The organism is Thermomicrobium sp. CFH 73360, from assembly GCF_023806465.1.
In the GTDB taxonomy this organism is placed as follows: Bacteria; Chloroflexota; Chloroflexia; order Thermomicrobiales; family Thermomicrobiaceae; genus Thermomicrobium.
In genome coordinates this window covers 440,513-463,077 of the sequence record NZ_JAMSLS010000001.1, presented here as the reverse complement: position 1 = coordinate 463,077, position 22,565 = coordinate 440,513, and the positions used below count along the sequence as shown (strand labels likewise).

General features: G+C 61.6%; 21 protein-coding genes and 1 tRNA gene. 7 read left to right on the top strand and 15 right to left on the bottom strand.

The window, feature by feature from the left end; translation table 11 throughout:
• Nucleotides 1-154 precede the first annotated feature (154 nt).
• Entirely contained in the window at nt 155-1,336 is a 1,182-nt protein-coding gene (locus NET03_RS02050; protein WP_252127478.1) for an NAD(P)/FAD-dependent oxidoreductase, read from the top strand.
• Here the strand turns inward: NET03_RS02050 and mgtA are convergent.
• Together mgtA and NET03_RS02040 are read right to left on the bottom strand one after the other, a co-directional pair.
• Complete coding sequence (mgtA, locus tag NET03_RS02045) at nt 1,303-3,834, bottom strand: magnesium-translocating P-type ATPase (protein WP_252127223.1); 2,532 nt, start codon at nt 3,832-3,834, stop codon at nt 1,303-1,305. The genes NET03_RS02050 and mgtA overlap by 34 nt on opposite strands.
• Entirely contained in the window at nt 3,827-4,405 is a 579-nt protein-coding gene (locus NET03_RS02040; protein ID WP_252127222.1) for an MFS transporter, read from the bottom strand. Before NET03_RS02040 ends, mgtA begins: the two co-directional genes overlap by 8 nt.
• A gap of 258 nt (nt 4,406-4,663) precedes the next feature.
• On the opposite strand from NET03_RS02040, the gene NET03_RS02035 reads away from it, so the two are divergent.
• Nucleotides 4,664-5,344 (top strand): cyclase family protein, encoded by a 681-nt coding sequence (locus tag NET03_RS02035; protein ID WP_252127221.1) that lies wholly within the window; start codon nt 4,664-4,666, stop codon nt 5,342-5,344.
• Here the strand turns inward: NET03_RS02035 and NET03_RS02030 are convergent.
• The 6 genes from NET03_RS02030 to NET03_RS02005 form a co-directional block, all read right to left on the bottom strand.
• Entirely contained in the window at nt 5,322-5,588 is a 267-nt protein-coding gene (locus NET03_RS02030) for a hypothetical protein (RefSeq protein ID WP_252127220.1), read from the bottom strand. The genes NET03_RS02035 and NET03_RS02030 overlap by 23 nt on opposite strands.
• 3 nt (nt 5,589-5,591) lie before the next feature.
• Nucleotides 5,592-6,092 (bottom strand): hypothetical protein, encoded by a 501-nt coding sequence (locus NET03_RS02025; protein WP_252127219.1) that lies wholly within the window; start codon nt 6,090-6,092, stop codon nt 5,592-5,594.
• Between the two features lie 46 nt (nt 6,093-6,138).
• The gene (locus tag NET03_RS02020) at nt 6,139-6,741 is read right to left on the bottom strand and encodes a thioredoxin family protein (protein ID WP_252127218.1); all 603 of its coding nucleotides are present in this window, start codon (nt 6,739-6,741) and stop codon (nt 6,139-6,141) included.
• A gap of 46 nt (nt 6,742-6,787) precedes the next feature.
• Complete coding sequence (locus NET03_RS02015; RefSeq protein ID WP_252127217.1) at nt 6,788-7,687, bottom strand: TIGR03560 family F420-dependent LLM class oxidoreductase; 900 nt, start codon at nt 7,685-7,687, stop codon at nt 6,788-6,790.
• The gene (locus tag NET03_RS02010) at nt 7,684-7,875 is read right to left on the bottom strand and encodes a hypothetical protein (RefSeq protein WP_252127216.1); all 192 of its coding nucleotides are present in this window, start codon (nt 7,873-7,875) and stop codon (nt 7,684-7,686) included. The genes NET03_RS02015 and NET03_RS02010 overlap by 4 nt, the downstream gene beginning before the upstream one ends.
• 68 nt (nt 7,876-7,943) lie before the next feature.
• A complete protein-coding gene (locus NET03_RS02005; RefSeq protein WP_252127215.1) occupies nt 7,944-8,129 on the bottom strand; it encodes a hypothetical protein in 186 nt (61 codons plus the stop codon).
• Between the two features lie 179 nt (nt 8,130-8,308).
• On the opposite strand from NET03_RS02005, the gene NET03_RS02000 reads away from it, so the two are divergent.
• Nucleotides 8,309-10,105 (top strand): hypothetical protein, encoded by a 1,797-nt coding sequence (locus tag NET03_RS02000; RefSeq protein WP_252127214.1) that lies wholly within the window; start codon nt 8,309-8,311, stop codon nt 10,103-10,105.
• A gap of 64 nt (nt 10,106-10,169) precedes the next feature.
• Here NET03_RS02000 and guaB read toward each other — a convergent pair whose 3' ends face one another.
• The 4 genes from guaB to NET03_RS01980 all read right to left on the bottom strand — a co-directional run bounded on the left by guaB (nt 10,170) and on the right by NET03_RS01980 (nt 15,187).
• Nucleotides 10,170-11,672: an IMP dehydrogenase gene (gene guaB, locus NET03_RS01995; protein ID WP_252127477.1), complete on the bottom strand. Its 1,503-nt coding sequence runs from the start codon at nt 11,670-11,672 to the stop codon at nt 10,170-10,172.
• 53 nt (nt 11,673-11,725) lie between these two features.
• Nucleotides 11,726-12,535, bottom strand: a complete 810-nt coding sequence (locus NET03_RS01990; RefSeq protein WP_252127213.1) for a ParA family protein — start codon at nt 12,533-12,535, stop codon at nt 11,726-11,728.
• A 33-nt stretch (nt 12,536-12,568) separates the two neighbouring features.
• Entirely contained in the window at nt 12,569-13,786 is a 1,218-nt protein-coding gene (gene hemW / locus NET03_RS01985; RefSeq protein WP_252127212.1) for a radical SAM family heme chaperone HemW, read from the bottom strand.
• Nucleotides 13,787-14,044: 258 nt separating this feature from the next.
• Nucleotides 14,045-15,187, bottom strand: coding sequence for an FtsW/RodA/SpoVE family cell cycle protein (locus NET03_RS01980; RefSeq protein ID WP_252127211.1), 1,143 nt, complete (start codon nt 15,185-15,187; stop codon nt 14,045-14,047).
• A gap of 397 nt (nt 15,188-15,584) precedes the next feature.
• Between NET03_RS01980 and NET03_RS01975 the strand changes: the two genes are divergently transcribed.
• Nucleotides 15,585-16,061, top strand: a complete 477-nt coding sequence (locus tag NET03_RS01975) for an Hsp20/alpha crystallin family protein (RefSeq protein WP_252127210.1) — start codon at nt 15,585-15,587, stop codon at nt 16,059-16,061.
• 122 nt (nt 16,062-16,183) lie between these two features.
• Here NET03_RS01975 and NET03_RS01970 read toward each other — a convergent pair whose 3' ends face one another.
• Nucleotides 16,184-17,404 (bottom strand): MFS transporter, encoded by a 1,221-nt coding sequence (locus NET03_RS01970; protein ID WP_252127209.1) that lies wholly within the window; start codon nt 17,402-17,404, stop codon nt 16,184-16,186.
• A 329-nt stretch (nt 17,405-17,733) separates the two neighbouring features.
• On the opposite strand from NET03_RS01970, the gene NET03_RS01965 reads away from it, so the two are divergent.
• A complete protein-coding gene (locus NET03_RS01965) occupies nt 17,734-17,946 on the top strand; it encodes a hypothetical protein (RefSeq protein WP_252127208.1) in 213 nt (70 codons plus the stop codon).
• 104 nt (nt 17,947-18,050) lie between these two features.
• Nucleotides 18,051-18,138: transfer RNA gene (locus NET03_RS01960), tRNA-Tyr, on the top strand.
• Nucleotides 18,139-18,722: 584 nt separating this feature from the next.
• Here NET03_RS01960 and NET03_RS01955 read toward each other — a convergent pair.
• Both NET03_RS01955 and argF read right to left on the bottom strand, forming a co-directional pair.
• Nucleotides 18,723-19,088 (bottom strand): hypothetical protein, encoded by a 366-nt coding sequence (locus NET03_RS01955; RefSeq protein ID WP_252127207.1) that lies wholly within the window; start codon nt 19,086-19,088, stop codon nt 18,723-18,725.
• A 66-nt stretch (nt 19,089-19,154) separates the two neighbouring features.
• Nucleotides 19,155-20,120 (bottom strand): ornithine carbamoyltransferase, encoded by a 966-nt coding sequence (gene argF, locus NET03_RS01950; protein WP_252127206.1) that lies wholly within the window; start codon nt 20,118-20,120, stop codon nt 19,155-19,157.
• 815 nt (nt 20,121-20,935) lie between these two features.
• On the opposite strand from argF, the gene NET03_RS01945 reads away from it, so the two are divergent.
• Nucleotides 20,936-22,462: an Nramp family divalent metal transporter gene (locus NET03_RS01945; RefSeq protein ID WP_252127205.1), complete on the top strand. Its 1,527-nt coding sequence runs from the start codon at nt 20,936-20,938 to the stop codon at nt 22,460-22,462.
• Nucleotides 22,463-22,565: the final 103 nt, after the last annotated feature.

Sequence of the window (22,565 nt, the reverse complement as noted above, 5' to 3'; positions counted from 1 at the left end):
AGGCTGCTCAGACCCTGATCTGCCAGGAAGCCCAGAGGTGACGCGAGGCCAGCCACAGTCACATCGTTCGGCTGCCTAGGTATCGCCGGAGCAGGTCGGACGACTTGACGGCAGTGCGTAGCCCTGTTTCCATGGCAGAGAGGAGGAGACGGTGATGCGCACGACTGCCGAGGTGGTGATTGTTGGTGCAGGGATCGTCGGGGCGAGTACCGCGTACTGGCTAACAGAATCAGGCCTGCGCGACGTTGTCATCGTAGAGCAACGGGTACCGGCGGCGGGTGCGACCGGCAAATCTGGTGCACTGGTGCGGCTTCATTACCCGAACCCCCATGAGACGCGTCTCGCGTTCGAAAGCCTGCGTTTCTTTCAGGAATGGGAAGCGCGCCTCGGAACACGCTCACCGTTCGTTCGCACCGGCTTTCTCCAGATCGTTGCACCTAGCGACGAGGAGAAGCTTCAGGCCAACGTCACCATGCAACAGGCGGTTGGCGCTCCGGTCGAGCTGCTGACGGCTGAGCAGGTTGCCGAGCTCGAACCCTGGTGCGATGTGAGGGGGATCACGGTTGCTGCCTACGAACCAGAGAGCGGCTATGCCGATCCGGTCGCCGCAACTCTTGGGTTGCTCGAGCGGGCACGGCAAAACGGCGCGGAGCTTCGCATCGGGGAACGGGCCACCGGAGTGGAGATCAGGAATGGACGCGTCGCTGGCGTCCAGACAAGCTCCGGACGGATCGCTGCGCCGTTTGTGGTGTTGACGCCGGGGCCATGGGCGAACAGCTTGCTTGCTGCGCTGGGCCTCGATTACGGCCTTATACCGCGACGCGTGCAAGTGATTGTTTTCCGTTGGCCGATCGAGCCGGCACCACGGCACTGTTGTGGCATCGATACCGCTCTGGGCATGTGGTTCCGCCCGGAGGGTGAGACAGCGACGCTCGTCGGACTGGAGTGGGGATTTCGCCAGGTGGATCCGGATCGGTCTGCTGAGACCACAGATGCTGATTTTGTCGCTCCAGCCCGGACGGCAATCGCCCAGCGATATCCACTGCTGATGCAGGGTATCGTGCGTGGTGGATGGGCCGGAGTTGTCATGCAGAGCCCAGATGGGCGACCGCTCTTCGGTCCGATACCGGAGTATTCTGGACTCTTCGCGTTTTTGGGGGATTCCGGAACGTCGTTCAAAACGGCTCCTGCAATCGGGCGGGCTCTTGCCGAGTGGATCGTTGAGGGAATGCCACGCCAGGACGTCCAGGCGTTTCGGGTCACGCGGCTCGCTGAGGGGCGACCCTGGATTGATCCGACCGACTATTGTCGGCCAGATCGCACCGTCTCGCGGTGACGGTGGTTCCACCAGGTGTAGAGTGCCCGTTTTGTGAGTTCGACCAGTATGAGGTAGCTTGCGACAGCGCCTGCGAGGAACGCCAGATATACCGGTGGCAGTGGAACGAAGCCAAGGAACGCGGCGAGTGGGCTGTACGGAAGCCACAGGCCGATGAGGACGATTACGAGCACGTTCAGCGCTAGCGCTGGGCTTGGTAACCAGTGCCAAGGAGCTCGGGCTGTCCGGATGACGAAGACGACAAGACACTGCGTGACCAAGGACTCAACAAACCAACCAGAGTGGAAGAGCATCTCATCCGCACGGAAGAGGAAAAGGAGGACGGCGAAGGTCAGGAAATCGAAGAGCGAGCTGACCGGTCCGAGGACAAGCATCGCAGTCCGGACAAATCCGATATCCCAGCGACGTGGGGAGGCAGTCAGCTGAGGGTCAACCCGGTCGCGGGGAATGGCAACTTGCGCGAGATCGTACAAAAAGTTGTTCAGCAGAATCTGGTGCGGAAGCAGAGGTAAGAACGGCAATAATGCGGCCGCACCAGCCATGCTGAAGACATTGCCAAAGTTGGAACTTGTCTCCATGAGGAGGAACGTCATCACGTTGGAAAAGGCGCGGCGTCCCTCCAGGATTCCCTCATGGAGTGTCGAGAGGCGTCGGTCCAGGAGCACGATGTCCGCAGCCTCCCGTGCGATATCGACAGCGTTCACGACCGAGATGCCGACGTCCGCTGCGTGCAAGGAGGGTGCATCGTTAATCCCGTCCCCCAGGAACGCGACTGCATGACCGTGGGCCTTGAGCGCGAGTACAATGCGGTGCTTTTGTGCTGGTGTGACGCGTGCGAAGACATCTGCCTCCTCGACCAGACGCTCGAGTGCAAGGGGCTCAAGGTGTTCAAGTTCGCTGCCAAGAACAATTCGCTCAGCTGGGAGTCCAACGGCACGACAGATTGCCGCTGCCACGAGTTCGTTATCACCGGTGAGAAGTTTCACGCGTACTCCATCAGCGGCAAGCTGTGCGAGCGTTTCCCTCGCTTCGGATAAGGGCGGGTCGGCAAAGGCAAGGAATCCCGCTAAGACAAGCTCGTTCTCGTCCTCAGGACGAAGTGGATGGGGTGATTCCCACACTCGCCAGGCGACTGCGAGCACGCGGAGCCCTTCGGTGCTCAATTGCCGGAAGAGACTTGTGGCGTTCTGTCGCATCGTCTCTTCGAACGGGTGCACGATGCCACGTTCGTCTTCAAATGCGGTGCATGCTGGCAGGATCGCCTCCGGAGCGCCCTTGGTGATCAGGAGTAACGGCTCACCCAGGAGGCGAACGACGACCGAGACCCGGCGGCGTTCGAAGTCGAAGGGAAGTTCGTCTACTTTTGTGAAAGTCGGCAGTGTAGGAAGTTCGGTAGCCAGCAGGGCCTGATCGAATGGGCTTACCAAGCCAGACTGGGCGCGTGCGTTGATCCAGCCCAGCTGCAGTACTCGCGAAGAGTCGTTCCCTGCGAGGGTCAGTGCCCGCATCAGACGCATCTCGCCGAGCGTCAGCGTTCCCGTCTTGTCACTGCAGACAATGTCGATGCTGCCGAGGTTTTCGATTGCTGGCAGCGACTTGACAAGCACGCGTCGTCGCGCCATCCGGATTGCTCCCTGCGCGAGAGCGATCGTGACGATCATTGGCAAGAACTCCGGGGTAAGTCCAACAGCGAGCGCGACGGCGAAGAGCAAGGAGTCCAGAGGTGCACGACCAAGGGAGAGCGTGACGGCGAGGACGACGAGCACCAGCGCAACGATGGTACGAGTGATGAGATGACTAAACTCGCGAAGACCGCGTTGGAACGCGGTCTCAGGGGGCGGCGCACCGAGCCGGGCGACGATACCACCGAAGAGCGTGTTTTTCCCCGTCGCTACCACCTCAGCGATGCCGGAGCCGGAAACGACTGAGGAACCGAGAAACACCATGTGTGCAGCGTCCGGATCCTGGCTCGGCGGTGCAGTTGGATTCGCCTGTTTCTCGACCGGAAATGATTCGCCTGTTAACGCTGCTTGCTGGACTGTGAGGTGTATCGCTTCCAGCAGGCGTGCATCGGCGGGTACCAGATCGCCAGCCGTCAGGCGAATGACGTCGCCGGGTACGAGTGTCCAGCGTGGGAGCTCCTGCCAGGCTCCGTCACGAAGCACAGTCGCCGTCGGCACGATGCTGACTGACAGGCGCTCCACGGCGCGCTGCGATCGATACGCTTGGACGAAGTTCACTGTCGTGCTGGCAAGGACGATCGAGACAATGAGCGTGGCATCCACGAACTCCCCGAGGAGTGCTGCGATCCCGCTCGCGACGAGCAGGACAAATGTCAACGGCTCGATGAACAGCTGTAAGAACTGCACGAGCGCTCGGCGGCGCCGCGGGGGTACGGGTTCGTTCGGCCCAAAGCGCTGAAGGCGCTCGGCTGCCTCTGCGCTGGTCAACCCGAGCGGTATTTCGGTATCTGTCGCAGTACTCGTCTGTTCAGCCATCGTCTGTTCCAACCTCGTTGACGACAACGGACTGGAGAAGGGGCTTTGGTTCGGGCCAGCGAACGAATCCCCAGGCAAGGAAACTCATCACGACCATCATCGCGATTGTTCCACCCCAGAGTGCCAGGCTTGTTCCTCTCTCAAGGAGTGTTCCGGCGATCCAAGCCGATTCTCCCTCGCCGATCGCCCAAACGACACTGGAGAAGGCAAGAGACCGAGCTCGATGCTCTAGGTCAGCGAGCGCGATCACAACCCCACCCGCTGCAGGAACGAACAGGAGTTCAGCCACGGAGTAGAGCAGTGCCCCGAGGAAGGCGAGTAACGGCTCCTTCGGCGCGAATCCGATAACGGTGGAGGCAAGCGCCCATCCCAAACCGGTACCGGCAAGCAGGTATACCAGCGGTGTCTTGCCGATCCAGCGCGCCACCAGTACTTGGGCACCCACAACGAGCATATTGAGGGCGAAGAGCAGGCCGAGAGCGCGCTCCGGAAAATTCGCTTCAGAACGGAGAAAGGGAGGCACGCTCACTTGGAACTGTGTAAAGCCAGCGACGGCGAGGAGCAATACCACCTGGCTCGCCAGGAACCGCCGATTTCTCAGGACGTTTACCAGTCCGGTTCGACCTCGCGACGAGGCTGTGTGATGACCATTATGCATGGAAGTTCGTGCTCAAGCATTTGTTCATCCTTGTCCGAACGCCTTGTGCAGCCTACCTGTTTTCGCTCATCCGGTCACGAGGGCTGAAGAGGACGCTGTACGATCACAGTGTCACTCGGCGTCTTCTACGCTGCACTCGGTGTACGCGCGAACGAAAGAAGGGGGCTGCGGATGGTCGTCATCGATCTCACACATCCTTTCGATGCGAGTATTCCAATGTTCCCGGGGTTGCCTCAGCCAGAGCTCGTGGAGTATCGAACGCGTACAGCAACGGCTGCTTCGTATGCCAGCAGCACGAGCTTTGTGATCCACCGCTATACGTTCATCGGAAATTCCGGAACCTATCTGGATGCACCATTCCACCGGTACGAAGGTGGTGCAGACCTGGCGACGCTTCCTCTGGAGCGGACTGCCGACCTCCCAGGCGTTGTCATCGATGTCCGTTGGTTGGTTGCACAGGGGCGGCTTGGGGTCGGCGCGGAACGCTTTGCCGGCTTGGAACTGGCAGGATGTGCCGTTCTCATTTGCACTGGCTGGGATCGCCACTGGGGAACGGAGCGGTACTTGGCAGCAAATCCGCATCTGGTGGGTGAGGCTGCCGAGTCACTGATCGCGGCGGGCGCGGTGCTTGTCGGTATCGACAGCTGGAACATCGACAATGTCGCCGATCTCAGCCGCCCCGTGCACAGTAAACTGCTCGCCGCAGGCATACCGATCGTCGAGAACCTGCGGAATCTGAGCTCACTCGTTGGACGAGCGTTCCGTTTCCATGCCGCACCGATCCCGATCCGTGCTGGATCAGCAGTACCGGTGCGGGCCTACGCAGTGTTCAGCGAGACGGCGGGGCGGTAAAGTCGTGGGGCAGGCCATCAGCTGTCGGGAGCCCGACGAGTTGGCGGAACCGTGCCCACAGCTCTTCTTCGGTCCGTGCTGACTCGCTCTCCGCAGCTTCGCGGGCCTGGTGCCAGCGCTCGCGGAGCGATGCTGCCAATGCACGCCGTCGTTCCGAGGAGAGGGCGGCGGCGACCGCTGCTCCGGCCGCGATACCGAGAGCACTACTGGCGAGGAACCGGAGGAGTCGGTATGCTGTGGCCATCGCTCACCTCCGCTTCGCGGTGATCGAACGGTCCAAGAGTGCCCCAGCTAGTAGTCCGACGATAAATGTGGCCAGCGTTGCGAGAGGGAGGCGGAGGAGCGCCGGGCCAGAAAGGTCGCGTACGAGAGCGATCCCAATACGCCCTTGCTCGATGATCGCGTGGTCAGCTCGGAGGAGACCAATACGAGCACGCGAGGCACGGAGCTCCCGGACGCGAGCGAGGGCGATCGCACTGCGGAGGGTTACGGCCCGTTCAGCTTCCAGAGAACGAATCGCGCTGCGATCGACCTGCGCGCTGCGTGCTTCGACGTGGTTGGCCGTGGACTGTTCGAGACTGACACGGGCTCCGGTCAGGTGCTCGACGCGGCTCTGCTGCACAATGACCATCTGCCCCTCGACACGCTCGGCGTGTACGCTGGTGGCACCTGTCGCTTCTGTAGGGACATTTCCGCCGGGCTGCCGGTAGTGCGTGTGGTGGATGCCTGGCTGCTGCGTGTCATGCATCGATCCGATCCCTTCACGCGGCGCGGCCAGCGAGCGAAACCGCCCGTCAAGCCGCGCGGACTCGTGCTGTTTTGGCGATCTCGGCCAGATCCTCAAACAGGTAGCGTGTCCAGCGGTCGAACTGCTGTTCACGCCACTCGTTCAGGAACGCCCGAACGGCCAGACGTGTCTCCGGTGGCATCTCTGCCCATGGGCGTTCCACTCCTTCGAGTTCTGGGTGCGTACGGGCGAACTCGGTGAGCGCCGCGCGCAACTCCGCAGCAGCGCGTTCCGGTCGCTCGATGAGCACGCCCAGCTCTTGGAAGTCTGCGTCTAGCAAGACAAAGGTCGGAATAGCCTGTGTGCCATCTGGCCGCCGATAGTGTGCGGCGAGGTCTTGATGCTCACTTCGTCGCACAAGGCGCACCTCAACCGTTGGCACACGCTGGGCGAGCGCAATTACCATCGGGACGAACTGGACCGAATCCGGGCACCAGTCCTCGGTCATGATGAGAATGTGCAACGGTTCCTGTCCGAACGCTGCCCAGTCACCCGGCATGATACGCGTCCGGGTGATGTTCCGTTCGAACTCCGCGCGATACTGCTGCATCGAGGCGATATACTCGTCAGGCGTCATTGCCTGCTCCCAGCGTTCGGCTGCAAGGCTCATTGAGCCCACCCCCTTTCCGCTGGACTCATCCTACACCGGCAGCGTCTCAGACACTGAACTCACCCCGTGCCGCGCGGTGTCGCAATTCGGGAATCACTTCCCGTGCACAGCGCTCAAGTACCGGCCACTGTGCTTCCGGCGGCATTGGGAAAACGAGATCGGTGAAGCCGTGTTGGAGATAGGCGATCGCGAGCGAGCGAAAACGTTCCACACTCTCAAACGGCGGTCGCCACGTGAAGACCGAACAGCGGAGTGTCGCTGGATCTCGCCCGAACTCACGCGCTGCCTGGCGGACGAAGCGAGCGAGTTCGCCGACCTCGTCCGGTTCACCACGCGTGTTCCAGATGTCGGCGTAGTGTGCGGCGAGCCGAAGCATACGCGGCTTGAAGGCACCGACGATCAGCGGGATGCGAGGCTGTTGGAGCGGCTTCGGCTCGAATGGTGCGTCCTCGAAGCGGTAGAAGCGACCGTGGAAGGTGACGCGTCGCTCGCGCTGCAGTCGATCGATGATCTGGATCGCTTCCTCCAACATAGCGATCCGGTCAGCGACGCTTGGGAAGGGGAACGAATAGGCACGGTGTTCGCGCTCCCACCAACCAGCACCGATGCCGAGTTCGACCCGTCCGCCTGAGGCATGGTCGAGCGTGACCGCCATTTTGGCCAGCACGCCGGGGTTCCGGTAGGTGTTCCCACTCACCAGGACGCCGAAGCGGAGGCGCTGGGTCTGGACACCGAGCGTGGCGATCAGTGTCCAGGCCTCAAAGTACGGGGTGTCCTCATTGTCGGCCGCCAGAAAGTGATCAACGACCCAGGCGGTGTCGAAGCCGAGTTCTTCGATCCAGCGCCACTGGGCCAAGAGTTCGGGGAAGGGGCGGCGGTTACCGGTCCCGATGCCGAAACGCACGGGCGGAGAGCTGTTCGCCGGGGCAGCAGACTGCTCGCTCATCCGTTCCGTTCCTCTTCACCGAATTCTGGCGTCACCATGTGGAGCCGCCGCTCGTGCTCTGCAAGCGTCGCAAGGATCGTGTCAGCAACCCGTTCGGCGAATGCGCGGAGAGCAGGATACCGTTCCAGCTCGCGGTCGAGATCGCGGAGGAGAGATTCGACGAGACGGTCGCGGTCCAGATAGGTCATGGGTGCCTCCCCTGGTCGATACCGCGCTGGTGCTCAGTATCGACCACGGAGAGGCTACACGGCAAGTCTCAGACGATGAAGGCGCGCTCAATGAGGCGGCGGATCGGTTCAAAGTCACGGCGCGCTTCCTCAACGGTCGGTACGCCGCTGCCCGCCTCGGTAACCAAGGCGCTGTAGTAGGCGGCGAAGCCGGGGTCACTGATCGGTGGTCGATCGCGGTGCAGGATCCTCAGCAGTCGTTCGATGGTCCGCATGGTCTGGTTCCTCCTTTCCTGCCGTATCGGCAGCATCTTGAGGATATCACGATATCGCGATATCGACAAGGGACGGGTTGTTGCCATGTGTTGACTACTGCGCTAGGCTTCCAGAGAGCCCAGCGAGGGGGATGCGGGACGTGCTCGGCTCGTATCCGAGCGGGAAGGGAAGGGTGACCATGTGGCAACCGGCTCACCTGGTGGCGCGCGTTCGGCTTCTCGCGGTGGCGGTCTTACTCCTTGGAGCAGTTCTCTCGGTTCTCCCGGTTGCTGCTCAGGAGTCAATGGGCGGCTGGAGCGGTTACGTCGAGGCGTGTGGAACGAATGGCGGCTTCGCCCAGCAGGAGTTTGCGCCTGGACCGGGTACGCCGCCTTACGGGACTGGAAGCCTGCAGTTCTCTGTTGCCGTGGTGAACGAGGGTCGGATCTGGTCGCAATTGGTCCAGCCGACGGTCGCACGAACTGCGCTCGCCGTAGTGAGGGAAATTCGCTATTGGACGTTCGTAACGCGTGGCGGTGCCGTCGCCCCACACGTGTTTCTCGACGTGGACCTCAACGATGACGGGGTTGCCGATGACCGGTTGATCTACCAGCCGGAGCTGAACGGCACGGTGACGCCGCTCACCTGGCAGGAATGGGAAGCAGTCGGAGGGCGCTGGTGGTCGCAGCGAGGGCTCGGTGGGCTCTTGCCGAGCGCTCCCGGCCCGCTCGCAAGCTATCTGCAGGCCTTCCCTGGAGCTCGGCTGGCGGTGCCAGAGAGTGGGCAAGGAGGGCTCGGTGTGGGGGTCGGATGTCTCGGGAGCGGTTGGGGTGGCTGGCAAGGTGCCATCGACGCCCTGCTCTTCCGCAGTGATCCGTTCACTGTCTTCTGGAACTTCGAGTCGACCGGTGTCGTGACGACACGAGGCGGTGGTGTCACAGCCGGACCGACATTCCGGGAGTTAACTCCCCATCCCTGGGCGACGGTCGCTCCCGGTACCGTGCGCATCGCGGTGACCGCCACGAGTGACGTCGGTCTGCGCTTCGTACGCCTCTGGCTCAACAACAATGAGCTCTCCCCGACGGTCACTGGCGATGACAGGACAAAGATTGTGAGTGTGCAGCAGACCTTGCAGCCCGGCTTTTTTACCGTTCGTGCGACGGCAACCGATATTCACGGCCGTTCCTTTACGGCCCAATGGCAGTTCGTTGTCTCTGCGAACGCGCGTGACGGATGGTGGTTTACGGCCGACGGGACGCCGCGCCGGGTGCAAATTGAGCAGTCGCTGCGCGCGCTCAGCGAAGCATTTCGCTGGCACTTCTTTGGTATCTCCTGGGATGGCGCCTACCATCCGGAGATGCCGACCCATGGGACGGTTGCTTCGACGATCCGATTTGTCACGCGCTCCCCGATGCATTTCATGACGCTGCCACCCACGGATCCCGTTATGATCGCGGTCGAAGCGCGCTCGACTGACCAGCCGCTGGCGAGCGTCGAGCTCCGCTTGAACGGCCAACTCCTGAACGTCGAGATCTCGCAGGACGATGCGCGGAGTTGGTTCGTCTTTACCACGCGTCAGCTTGAGCCGGGGCTGTATGGCGTGACCGCGACCGCTCGCGACACGGCTGGTCGGACGCTCACGATGAGCTGGGGTTTCGTCGTGTCGAGCAATCCCAACGAGAGCCCATGGTTTACGCCTGATGGTCGCCTAAAGGCGGATACCGTCTCGCGGACTCTCCGTACACTGGTGGAGGGGTTCCGTTGGCACCTCTATGGCGTTTCGTGGGACGGGCAGCCGCATCCTGAGTTCCCCACTCATGCCACGAGTGTCTCTGGGCCGCAGCCACTCCGGCAATGGTTCGACAGTCAGGGGCGACCCAACCCCGAGGCGATCACTCAGGAGCTTCGCTCCCTCGAAGAAGTCTTCCGCTGGCACTTCTGGGGAATAAGCTGGGACGGCGGCCGCCATCCTGACATCCCGACTCATGCCAACTAAGATCGGGGGCGGCCGGTCGATCGACCGGCCGCCTGCTCAGCATGCGACATGGTCGGTGAGGCCGCTACGGGCTCAGACGGTAATTTGGTGCTTCCTTGGTGATGATGACGTCGTGTGGATGTGATTCGCGGAGGCCGGCGTTCGTCATCTGGATGAACCGGGCCTTTTCCTGTAGTTCGCGGATTGTTCGGGCACCGCAGTATCCCATCGCGGCACGCAAACCACCGACGAGCTGGTAGACGACATTCGCCAGCGGCCCCTTGTAGGGGACGCGTCCTTCGATCCCCTCGGGTACGAGTTTGGCGATGCTATCGACGTCCTGTTGGAAATATCGATCCTTGCTATACGAGCGGGCCTTCATCGCACCGATCGAGCCCATGCCGCGGTACTCCTTGAACCGCTCGCCCTGATAGAGGATCACTTCACCAGGGCTTTCGTCGACGCCCGCAAGCAGACTTCCGAGCATCACGGTGTCTGCTCCTGCCGCAATTGCTTTGGCAATGTCTCCGGAATACTGGATCCCGCCATCGGCGATCACCGGTACCCCGTACGCTCGGGCAACGCGCGCCACGTCCATGATCGCCGTGATTTGGGGAACGCCAACACCAGCGACGACCCGCGTCGTGCAGATGGAGCCGGGGCCGACGCCAACTTTCACCGCATCCGCACCGGCTTCGATCAGCGCTCGTGCAGCCTCACCCGTAGCGATGTTCCCCGCGATCACGTCCACATCCCAGCGTGCCTTAATCGCCTTCACCATCTCGATGACCGCACGGGAGTGTCCGTGCGCGGTATCGACGACGAGGACGTCGACCCCTTCCTCGATGAGTGCTGCTGCCCGCTCCAGTGACTCCGGCCCGACGCCCACTGCCGCGCCGACGCGCAGCCGTCCCTGGGCATCCTTGGTGGCGTTGGGATACTGGATCCGCTTTTGAATGTCCTTGACAGTGATGAGCCCTTTGAGGATGCCGCGTTCGTCGACGACGGGCAGTTTCTCAATCTTGTACTTGTGGAGGATCTCGCGCGCCTCATCAAGGGTTGTGCCGACTGGCGCAGTGATGAGGTTCTCCTTGGTCATCAGGTTGGCGACCGGCTGATCCAAATCGTCCTCGAAGCGGAGGTCACGATTGGTGAGGATGCCAACGAGCCGTCCCTGCTCGTCGGTAATCGGCACGCCCGAAATGTGATAGCGCTCCATCACCGCGAGTGCGTCGCGAACTTTGTCGGTCGGGCCCAGCGTCACCGGCTCAACGATCATGCCCGATTCGGAGCGTTTTACCTTGTCGACCTCAGCGACCTGCTCCTCGATGGAAAGGTTGCGGTGGATGATCCCGATTCCGCCCTCCCGTGCCAGTGCGATGGCCATCCGGGCCTCGGTCACGGTGTCCATCGCCGCTGAGACGATTGGAATATTGAGTTCGATCCTTCGCGTCAGCCGTGTCCGGGTGTCGACGTCCTTGGGGAGCACGGCCGACTCCGCAGGAACGAGCAGCACATCGTCGAACGTGAGGCCGATCCCAATGAGCTTCTCAGCCAAGACCTCGTCGAGCGTCGGCACATCGGTCATCGGTACGGGTATCGAGTCAGATGTCACGGTCATTGCCTGTCACCCCCTGGTTCTCATGGTGTTCCTTGGGCGGATTCGATCGGCTCTGGGACTGTGCAGAGCCCCAGTCGCTCGAGCAGTTCCGCGCCGAGTTCGTTGTACGCGCGGGCCGCGCGGGAAGCGGGATCGTACTCGAAAATCGTTTGCCCATGACTCGGTGCTTCGGCCAGCCGAACAGCGCGCGGAATGATCGCGCGGAAGACCCGGGCGCCGAATGCACGCCGAACTTCCTGGACGACCTGTAGCGCAAGTCGCGTCCGCGCATCGAACATCGTCAGTACCACACCGATGACGTCAAGCGGCGGGTTCAACCGCCGCTTCACAAGGTCCAGTGTTGTGACCAGTTGGGCCAGCCCCTCCAAGGGCAGGTACTCGCACTGGATCGGTACCAGGACAGCGCGTGCTGCGACCAGCGCGTTGACTGTCAGGAGCCCAAGCGAAGGCGGACAATCGACCAAAACGACCGCATACCGTGGTGCCAGGTGTTGCAAAGCTGCTCGCAAGCGGAATTCCCGTTGAGGCGTCGCGACCAACTCCACCTCGGCACCGGCGAGGAGCCCAGACGAAGGTAGAAGATCAAGCCCAGGCCGTACGTCAGCAAGGACGGCTGACTCGGCACCCTCCGGCTCCAGTAATGCCTCATACACGGTCGTCTCGAGCTGCCCGCGATCGATGCCCAGACTGCTCGTCGCGTTCGCCTGTGGATCGAGGTCAACCAGCAACGTGCGAAAACCACGGTGGGCAAAAAATGCTGCGAGCTGCACAGCGGTCGTAGTCTTACCAACACCACCCTTTTGGTTCGCGACCGCGATCACTCGCTCCACGCCGCCCATCCCCGCTTGCGCGGTCGGTGTTAATTATCCCAGTCTACCACGCGGATCCAAGAAGCGGACAGCAACCTCATTTGCGACCCACACACCGTGCGGTGTCAAGCGAAGACGCTCTCCATCCCACTCAATCAGATCGAGCGCTGCCAGTTCCGCGAGGACCGGGCCATAGAGCTCCACCAGGTCGGCACCATGCCGCGCTCGAAAGGCGGTCGCCGAGACGCCATCCACTACCAGGCGAAGCCCAAGAATCATCGTCTCGACGACTTCTGTCCGCTGGTCAATGAGTTCTGTCTGCACGACCGGGAGTTCACCGCGCCCCAGGCGTTCAATGTACCGAGCGGGAAGCCGCTCATTGACTGTTCGCCGTCCGTCGAAATAGCCATGAGCGCCAGCGCCAGCACCGACGTAGTACCCATTACGCCAGTAGATCTGATTGTGGCGCGAGCGCCAGTTGCCTGACCGTGTCCAGTTCGAGATCTCGTAGTGCTCGTATCCGTGAGCCGTAAGGAGTTCCGCTGCGAGCTCGGCAAACTCGGCCATCGTGTCATCGTCGAGTGGACGGAGCACGCCGCGGCGGACTCCGCGTTCGTAAGGGGTACCCGGCTCAATGGTGAGTGCATAGAGCGAAAGATGTTCGGGTTCCCAAGAGAGAGCGGTTCGGAGGTCACGCATCCAGTCTTCACGCAACTGTCCTGGCCAGCCGTAGATGAGGTCGAGATTGATGTTTTCGAATCCGGCGGCTCGCGCAGCACGGAAGGCCTCCACTGGTGTCTCGGGGCGATGAGCACGTCCGAGTACCTTGAGTCCGTGCCTGGCCAACGTTTGCACACCGATGCTGAGGCGATTCACCCCGGCAGTGCGGTATCCGGCAAGCTTCGCCACGTTGAGCGTCTCCGGATTCGCCTCCAGCGTCACCTCCGCCCTGTCGAGGACCATGAACTTTTGGAAGATCGTTTCGAGGAGTTCGGCGACCTGAGCCGGTTCGAGCAACGACGGAGTGCCGCCGCCGAGATAAATGGTTTGGAGCGGGCGTCTGTCCACCTGTTCGGCCCAGAGAGTGAGTTCGCGCTGTATGGCAGCGAGGTACGCAGGGACGAGCTGCTCCTGCCGTGCATAGACGTTGAAATCACAATAGGGGCAGATACGGCGGCAGAAGGGAATATGGATGTACAACCCCAACGGTGTCTCGCGTGGCTGTGGTGCGGCTTGCTCGAGCGCTGCCTGCGGAGTGGTGTGGGCCATCATACACGAGCTCCAGATCTTGCGCTATTCTGTCAATTATACTCCATCGGGCAATTGCGTGTTGGCCAGGCCGGCTCCAGGAGAGTCCCTCATCGAACTTTCTGGAATTCCAGCGGGCTGATCGGCAGTCGGTCCCTTCGCAGGTTCTTGAACCGTGTCCGGGCAGCTGACCTGGATTCGGCGTATTGCTCCCGATCTCGGCGTCGGGCGGTGTCCTGTTGCCTGAATCCTCCGAGCCTCTTCCCAGCGAGGAATCCCCAGTCACTGTCTGCCGAACGCGGTACGTCGTCGATGTGTGAGGAGTCCCTGAATAAGGCCGAGTGCGGCGAATTGTGTCCAGATAGCGCTGCCGCCGAGGCTGATGAAAGGCAGCGGAACGCCGGTCACGGGGAGCAAGCCGACATTCATCCCCATGTTGACAAATGCCTGGAAGAAGAAGAGGCCCGTCACCCCTGTTGCGAGTGCGCGGCTGAACAGATCGTCGACAAGGAGTGCCGCGCGACTGATCCGCCACAGCAAGAGGAGATAGGCCGCCACGAGTGCAACGCCACCGACGAAGCCGACCATGCCCATAGCGTGGGCAAAGATGAAGTCGGTATGCCGCACGCGTAAAAGACCGAGTTGGCTCTGCAGGCTCCCGGCGAGTCCATTGCCCAAGAGACCCCCCGTCCCGATGGCGATCTGGGCCTGGATGATGTTGAACCCTTCACCGAAGTAGTCCCGCTCCGGCTGGTACGAGATAAGGAGTCGCTCGCGCATATAGTCATGCAGCACAAAGTGCCAAGCGAAGAGCGCGGCAAACGGGCTCGCGCCCACCACACTCAGCAAGTGGAGACGCCGGACCGGACTCACCAGCATCACCACCAACCAGATGGCAGCGAAGCAACCAGCCGTCCCAAGATCGGGTTGTTGGTATACCAGGGCCATCGGGACGGCGACAATGAGGCCAGCCAAGAGGAAATTGCGAAAGTGACGCATCTCGACACCACGGTCGGCAACGAACGCGGCGAGTGCGATCAGGACAGCTATCTTGGCTGGCTCCGACGGCTGGAGCGTGAGTGGGCCGAGGTCGATCCAGCGGCGCGCACCGCCGATCGTCACGCCAAGAAGATCGACAGCGACGAGCCCGACAAGTGCGACGGCGTAGATCGCCCAGGCAAGTGCCTTCACGTACCGCGGGTCGACCCAACTGAGCACAGCCATCAGAAGCAGTCCGAGGACAATCGCGAAAGCTTGCCGAAAGACTGGCCCACCGAGGCGCAAGGGCCCAGCACCGTCGGCACTCCAGATCGCTACCAGCCCAAAGCCGGAGAGTACAAGTGCTGTGACGAGCAGCGCCCAGTCGAAGTTGCGGAAGTTCGCCTGTCGTTCATGCGAATGGAGTGAGAGACCAGCCGTGACCACGTGTTTCCCACCTCGGGGATGGCCCGCGCCGCCGCTGACAGGAGTGTACACCGAGCGTGTGTCAGGGGGATCGACTGCCAGGCGCTTTCAGGCAAGTGACGGGAGACGGAGGAGGGAAGCCCGGTCGAAGTCGGTCGTCCGGCGGTGCTCGCGAACGGGAGATTGTCATGGAGTCGCACTTGGAGACCGAGTTCCTCGCCAAACGGTATCCGGTCCCCCGATCGGCGAGCGCGGCGCTTCTCTGGTGCGGCAGCCGGGGAGCGTGTGGGGATCAATTGCCTCGCTAACTATGACATGCATGAGGACATGCTCTTGACACGGATTGTGCAGTCTACTATATACATTCCGTAGAAGCATCGATGAGCTCGTGCAGCCGCGATGCGAAAGGAGGAGAGCCATGGTGGAGCGCTGGAGTCCGATCGCGGAGTTCGAGCGGCTCTGGAGTGAGATGGATCGCCTGGTGAGCGAGGCCTTCGGCCGCACGACTCGACCGTTCTTCGCGCGAGCGCTCACAGCTCGGCCGGCGATCGATCTTTTCGACACTGGCGAAGCGCTCGTCGTCAGGGCGGCGGTGCCGGGGGCGAAGCCGGAGGATCTCGAAGTCAGCATTGAGCAGAATACCCTGACCATCCGCGGTCGTTGCGGTTCGATGCTTGACGAGGAGACTGCAAAGCACGTGACCTGGTACCGGCGCGAGCTTGGGTATGGTGAGTTCAGCGAGACGCTGACCTTGCCGGCACCGGTGGACGCTGACGCCGCCCAGGCGCACATCGAGCACGGGATTTTGACGCTAACCTTGCCCAAGACGAGTGAGGCACGCGTCAAGCGGATTCCGGTGCAGCAGCCGACGGCGTTAGCGGCCGCGGTCAACTGATCGCACTCGAGGCGTCCCTCAGGACGAGCCCGGGCTCCGGCCCGGGCTTTCGCTTTCGACGAGGGGCAATTCTTCCTGTTTCTTCGTATCAAAGACACTCGTCTGCCAAGGCTTGTCTCTTGTCAATGGCGTTGCGAGGGGGAGCCGGCCGAGGCATGGGCGGGCTGTTGAGCATGGCGTGTCTCCGGAACGAAGACCACGAGCATACCGGCTGCGAGCAGTCCGAGACCAGAACAGAGGCCGGCTGTCACGGCGATGCCGAGTGCATCGGCCGCGATTCCAACGGCGAGTGGTGCAAGGGCCTGTCCACCGTCGCCGATGAGACGCCACAGGCCGAGGAACTCGCCGGTGCGTCCTAGTGGAGCCAGGTCTGCACCGAGCGTCATCATCGTTCCAGAACCCAAGCCGTTTGCGAGGCCGATGAGGAGACCCACCAGGAGGAGCTCGGTATAGCTTGAGCTCAGAGGGACGAGTGCCATGCCGAGACCGAGTAGCAAGAAGGATGGGACAGCTGCCGCTTTGCGGCCCCAGCGATCCATGACCCATCCGGCTGGCCAAAAGAGTGCCATGTCGACCAGAGCCGAAAAGCTGACGATCTGCCCGATTGCAGCAGCACTGAGACCGAGCGCGTCTGCACCATAGAGTGGGATCGCAACTTGCCGGGTCTGTCGGAGCATCTGGCCGAAGAGTTGTGCTGTCCCAGCGCTTACCAGGACACTCCAGCGTGAGCGCAGCACGTCACTGATCGCGGCCAGCGGTGCAGGACGCGTCGTCACGACCGGTCTCGCAGCGGGCTCGAAGGCGACTGCGGCGATGACGAAGGCGACCACAGCCACAACCGCCGTGACAACGATTGCCCAGCGGAGGCCCAGCAGGGTACCGAGCCATCCTCCCAGTGCTGGCCCGAGGAACCATCCGAGCCGGTTGATTCCCCCGAAGACGGCAATTGCTCGCCCACGCTGTTCAACTGGCACGACGGTCGCGAGATACGCGTGCCGGGAGAGCCCCCACAACGCAATCCCCACACCGGTCGCCAGTCGAAGGGCGATGAGCACAGCGGGGACTTTTCCTGCGAATGCGACACCGACTGTCGCAGCGGCGTAGATGAGTGAGCCGGCTAGAAAGGCTCGACGGTAGCCGATACGGGTGAGGAGCGTGCCGACCGGCACGTCTGCCGCCAGCGTCCCGACCCAAGTTGCGGCAATCGCCAGCCCGGTAACCGTGTAGCTGGCACCGTGCTCGCGCAGGAAGAGCGGGAGCACTGGTACCATGACACCCTGCCCAAAGGCGAGGAGAACTGTGGGGAGATAGACTGGCCAAAGGAGATCCCGTGTCCCGCGCACTGCAGCCTCCGTACCCGCGCCACATGGTGGCATCGTCGAGCGCACGATGCAAGTGATTCGGTCGGCTCACTGGGGAGGCCTGATACAACTCTCTCGCCACAAGTGGCAGTGTATGGCTTTCTGATGACACGGTCGAGAACGGCTTTGGGATGGCAGTGGAGCTCCAGTGATCCTCCGTGGCCAGCGCTGCGCGAGCCGTGTTTCGGGTGTTGTCGCTTTGTGCCCAGCCCTGCGGAGCCAGGGCTTGCTCACGTCAAACTTTTTGCCAGTGATCGTGACGGTCGAAGGCTTCTGATCCCGCGCATCTCGGTCTACTCGGGAAGCGCGGTGTGCTGTATTGGTGGGATAAGGCAACATGGCCAATTCGGCCAATTGGCCAAGTGGCAACCTCGTGGGCCGAACCACCGGTTGGGCTCACGACTGGAACACGCACGCGCGTGGTGTCGCGGCGGCTGCCCAGCCTCAGCAACGTACGGGCGATGCGCAAGAAAAGCGACCACTATAGCGAACTGAAGGCAGAGATCGAAGAGGCGAAAGGCTAAGAAGACGTTTAGGTTTGCACAGGCTCCTTGCACTTTACAGAATCTATGGCGTATACTTTCTTCGCGACCCAGGGGTGAGGGGGACACCTCCGGGTCGCTTTTGTGGGGAGATGCCCGAGCGGTTCAAGGGGCCGGTCTGTAAAATCGGTGCGCTGACGCGCGTCGGGGGTTCGAATCCCTCTCTCCCCACCAGATCCGTCAACCTTGCAGCCGGAAAATGCCGGCCATCTCCTGGCGCTGCCCCCTCTTTCGCATCACTGGTGACCGCTTTCTGCGGACTACCCAAAGCCCGCCCGAGGTTTCGATTCCCCGATCGGCGGTTGTGGAGTCGGGGAGTGCAACAAGCACTTGTTCCGTGCTGCCTCGCGGTTTGCTCGGCATCGCGTCATTCGGCTGAACGATTCCGCCAGCGGGTGTTTTTCTCTTGTCGACGTGCCTAAGTCTGGTTTATCGGGATTGCTTGTCGGTGCTGCTCGTTACTGGGAGAGGGAGTGCATGCACGGTCGGCAGCGCTGACAAGCCTCCATGATTCGCTGTGTGACGGTCAATGCGTCGCAACGTCGAGCAATGCCACAGGGCCAAAGGCATCAGCCGAGCGTGCAGGATGCAGGTCTGTACCGCATGAGTCGAAGAAAGGCAAAGCTTTGCTCTGCGGGTAGCTCCGCTGCGGCAGGCTCTCGGTCGCAGCGGATACGGTCGATAACAGTATCTCCGAGCGGGCGCGCGCTCTTTTACCCTTGTTGTAAAACAGCGCAGCGACTCGTCCGGACGATTGATCACGACGACGCGGGGAGCGGAAGCGACCCTGCCGCTTCTGCCACAGTGATTGCGAGTTCTCTCGGCAAACCTGCATCGGCCAAGAAATCGTGTATCTCACCTGGCGTTGTTGCGGAGCCCCGGCGAACACGGAGACGCTGGTGCTCAGCGACGTCCTCCAATACCCAGAGCCGAGCCTGAATTTCCCAACCAGACTGTTGGCGGCCGACGATGATGCGCCCTGCGAGTGCCTCACCAATGGCTGCACCACGCCGGTCAGTGCGGTGCGTCACCAGTTCAAGGTTTGACCTCGCCGCCCGCCAATCGCATACCCAACCGGCGATCTCATTAGGAAGTTGCGGCGGTGCACCAGTGACACCGGTCATGCGTTCTCCTTTCGGCTTCATTGTATCTCGCGTCTACCGCAAGCCAGTGTCAAGGTATGCTCTGGACTACCGCAGCACCCCTGGGCCGGCATCGCTCAGGAGTTCGACCAGCAGCGCCTTGTGCAGGTGCAGCCGGTTCTCCGCCTGATCGAAGATCACAGATTGCGGCCCGTCTGCGACCTCAGCGGTCACCTCTTGCCCGCGGAACATGGGGAGACAGTGCATGAAGATCGCGTGTGGTGCTGCGGCAGCCATGATCGCTGGCGTGACCCGGTAGGCTTCCAGCGCCGCGAGCGCCTCATCCGGAACGGTTTGTCCCATGCTGACCCAGACGTCGGTGTAGACAACGTCCACCCCTCGTACAGCCTCGATCGGGTCAGTGAGTACCTCGATGCGTGCGCCGGTCCGGGCGGCGATCTGCTGCGCTCGCTGCACGATTTCTGGATCCGGTCGGCAACCTGGAGGCGTGGCTATACGGACCGAGAGCCCGACAAGCGCACCCGAGAGAGCCAGCGAGTGGGCCATGTTATTCGCGCACCCCAGATAGGCGAGGGTCCGCCCATTCCAGCCGCCAAGGTGTTCCTGAATGGTGAGCATGTCCGCCAGGCCTTGCGTGGGGTGCGCGAGGTCAGACAGGCCGTTGATGACCGGCACGCTAGCGTGGGTGGCGAGTTCGACAACGTCAGCGTGGCGGAAGACACGGGCCATAATCGCATCGACGTACCGTGAGAGAACACGAGCGGTATCGGCGATAGTCTCGCCGCGGCCAAGCTGGAGATCGGAAGTCGAGAGATAGAGTGCGTGGCCACCGAGCTGTGCCATCCCGGCTTCGAAGGCGACGCGAGTACGCGTTGACGGCTTCTGGAAGATCATGGCTAAAGTTTTCCCGCGAAGGAGATGGTGTTGTGGCTCGCCGGCGCGGTGCTGTGCTTTGAGCTGTGCGGCAAACTCGATGAGGGCAACCGCCTGCTCGGGCGAAAGATCGTCGTCAGTCAAGAGATGGAAAAGCTTGCGAACCGTCGGGACAGCCATGGCAACCTCCTCTTCATGCTGCACACGATCCGGCCTCGGACGAACCGGTGACGCCTGGACCTAGACCTGTGCCTCATGCGGAGGTGCACTGTCCCCATTCCTTTCCGATCGGGCAACCACGCCCTGCTCCGACTATCGCAAATCCAGGGCTGCGTGTCAAGAACCGCTGGCGTGATTGCGAGGTCATGCTGCCGGTTGTCTACCGCTTCCAACGTGGGTCGTGCAGGGGATCAAGGTTCTGATGGTTCCTATCATCACACTGGCCGTTTGACTGTTTATCGGAAGATGCCCGTGGTGTCCTGCGGCTGTCTCGTCAGATCGCGCGTGTGGCCGACGGTCGAGCCGAGGTCAGCAGTGCTGAATGGCGACGGGCGTCCGTCAACACCGGTCTGAAGCTTGCCCCCAGTCCCGTGATGACCGGACGCGGCAGGTTAGGCATCGAGCTCCCTCGGGCATGACCAGGCCTCTTTGGAGAATCAAACCACCGGAGGGGCTGGGCAAATCCGGTGGCGATCAACTGTCTGGGGGGGAAGTCTGATGATAGGTTGCCTGATCGGGCTGGTTACGGGGCGGGAGAGTGGTGAAGTGCGGCTGTCCCTGGGAAAGACCACGCTATTGACAGTGTCATGAGTTGAGTTTAGAGTACTATCGAGCGTCGTAACGCAACGGAACAAGGGGAGCTGCCGGGCGTTGTTGACAGTGCTCTCGCAGTTCTTGTCGGAAGACGACAAAGCGTGGGGCTGTCTTCCTCATGATTGTATCTGTGCGTCCAAAGAGCGGGTCGAAGCACTGTGGCCTACAGAGAGGAGGGTTCCATGGCTGTAGGAGGTGACGGTGGTGTTGTGCGTGAGGCGGTACAGCTCGGTCGCGGCCGTCCGCCACTTCCGCTGGTTGATCTCCCGGAGCCTGAGGAGGTGTTCAGGGTTCCGCGGATCAACTTCAAAGCGGCTATCACTGCCGTTATCGGACCCAGTCTCATCGCGCTGGGGTTGTCGATCGGTTCGGGTGAATGGCTTCTGGGACCGCTGGCCGTAGCGCAGTACGGCTTTGTTGGGATTGGCTGGGTTATCTTGCTCTCTGCACTCTTACAGACGTTTTATAACGTCGAGATCACCCGCTACGTCATGGCGACCGGTGAGGTTCCGGTGCTTGGCTGGGCACGTGTTCCACCGGGGTGGTGGCTATGGGTACCGGTCGCGCTCTTAATGGTGTATTTCGCGAATATTTGGGGAGGGTGGGCTGCAGGGGCCGGTGAGGGACTGTACGTGTTGCTCACGGGGAACCTCGTTGATCAGCCGAATGAGCGGACAGCAGCGCGCTGGCTTGCGGTCTTACTGCTGGGTATTGTGTTCCTGCTTGTGCTCTTTGGCCGGAAGATTGCCCGGACGCTGGAACTCGTCAATTGGGTAGTGGTTGGCTTTATCCTGATTACCCTTTTGCTGGTGAATCTCTTCATTGTCCCATTCGAGACGTGGTGGACGGCGTTGCGTGGCCTCCTGACGCCCGCGCTGCCACCAGCGGGAGTGGATGCAACACTGCTCGGTGGGTTGGCTGGGTACACCGCTCTTGCATCTGGATTGAACTGGTACAACATGAATTACTACCGCGACCATGGATACGGTATGGGTGCACGGGTCGGATTCATTGCTGGGTTGGTTGGTGGTAAACAGGAAGAAGTCTTGGCCAGTGGCGTGACCTTCCCTGACACGCCGGAGAACGAACGTCGCTGGAAGCGGTGGTTCCGTCTTCTCTTGCTGGATCAGTGGGTCGTCTTCTTTGGTGGTGCTCTGGTTGGTATGTATCTAACCACTCTCCTGGTCTATCACCTTGCCAATCTACCCGGGGTCGAGAAGCCAACGCGGGCAACAATGCCCACCTTCGCTGCCGATGTCTTGTCGCGGGAATACGGGAGCTTTCTGTATACGTGGGCGCTCATCGTCGGGTTCTTCATTCTGTTCAGTACCCAGCTTGGTGTTTTTGAGTCGTTGGTTCGCAACATGTCGGACGCACTGTATGGTCTGAGTCCTGCCTTCCGGCGGGCGATTGCCGGGGATCCCCGCCGCTTCTATTACCCGTTCATGATCCTCTTGCTCGTGGTTATTAGCTTCCTGATTTTCCAGGCACTGCCCACCGAGTTGATTCTGATCTCCGCCAACATGGCGAATCTCGGAACGCTCGTCTTCCCATTCCTTCTCATGTACTTGAACCGGCGCTTGCCACGGCCAGCTCGCCTACGCTGGTGGTCATATGTCCTGCTCGTGGCAAATACGGTGTTCTTCGGATTCTTCTTCGTGAACTTCCTGTGGACGCAGATCTTTAAGACGCCACTCGTGAAGTTCTGATCGGTGACAAATGAGCGCGGCGTCCCGGCGGCAGGTCGGGACGCCGCATGCTCGTCCACCTTCTGCGGGAGGGGGCTGCGAGGGGAAGATTGAGAACTCCCTG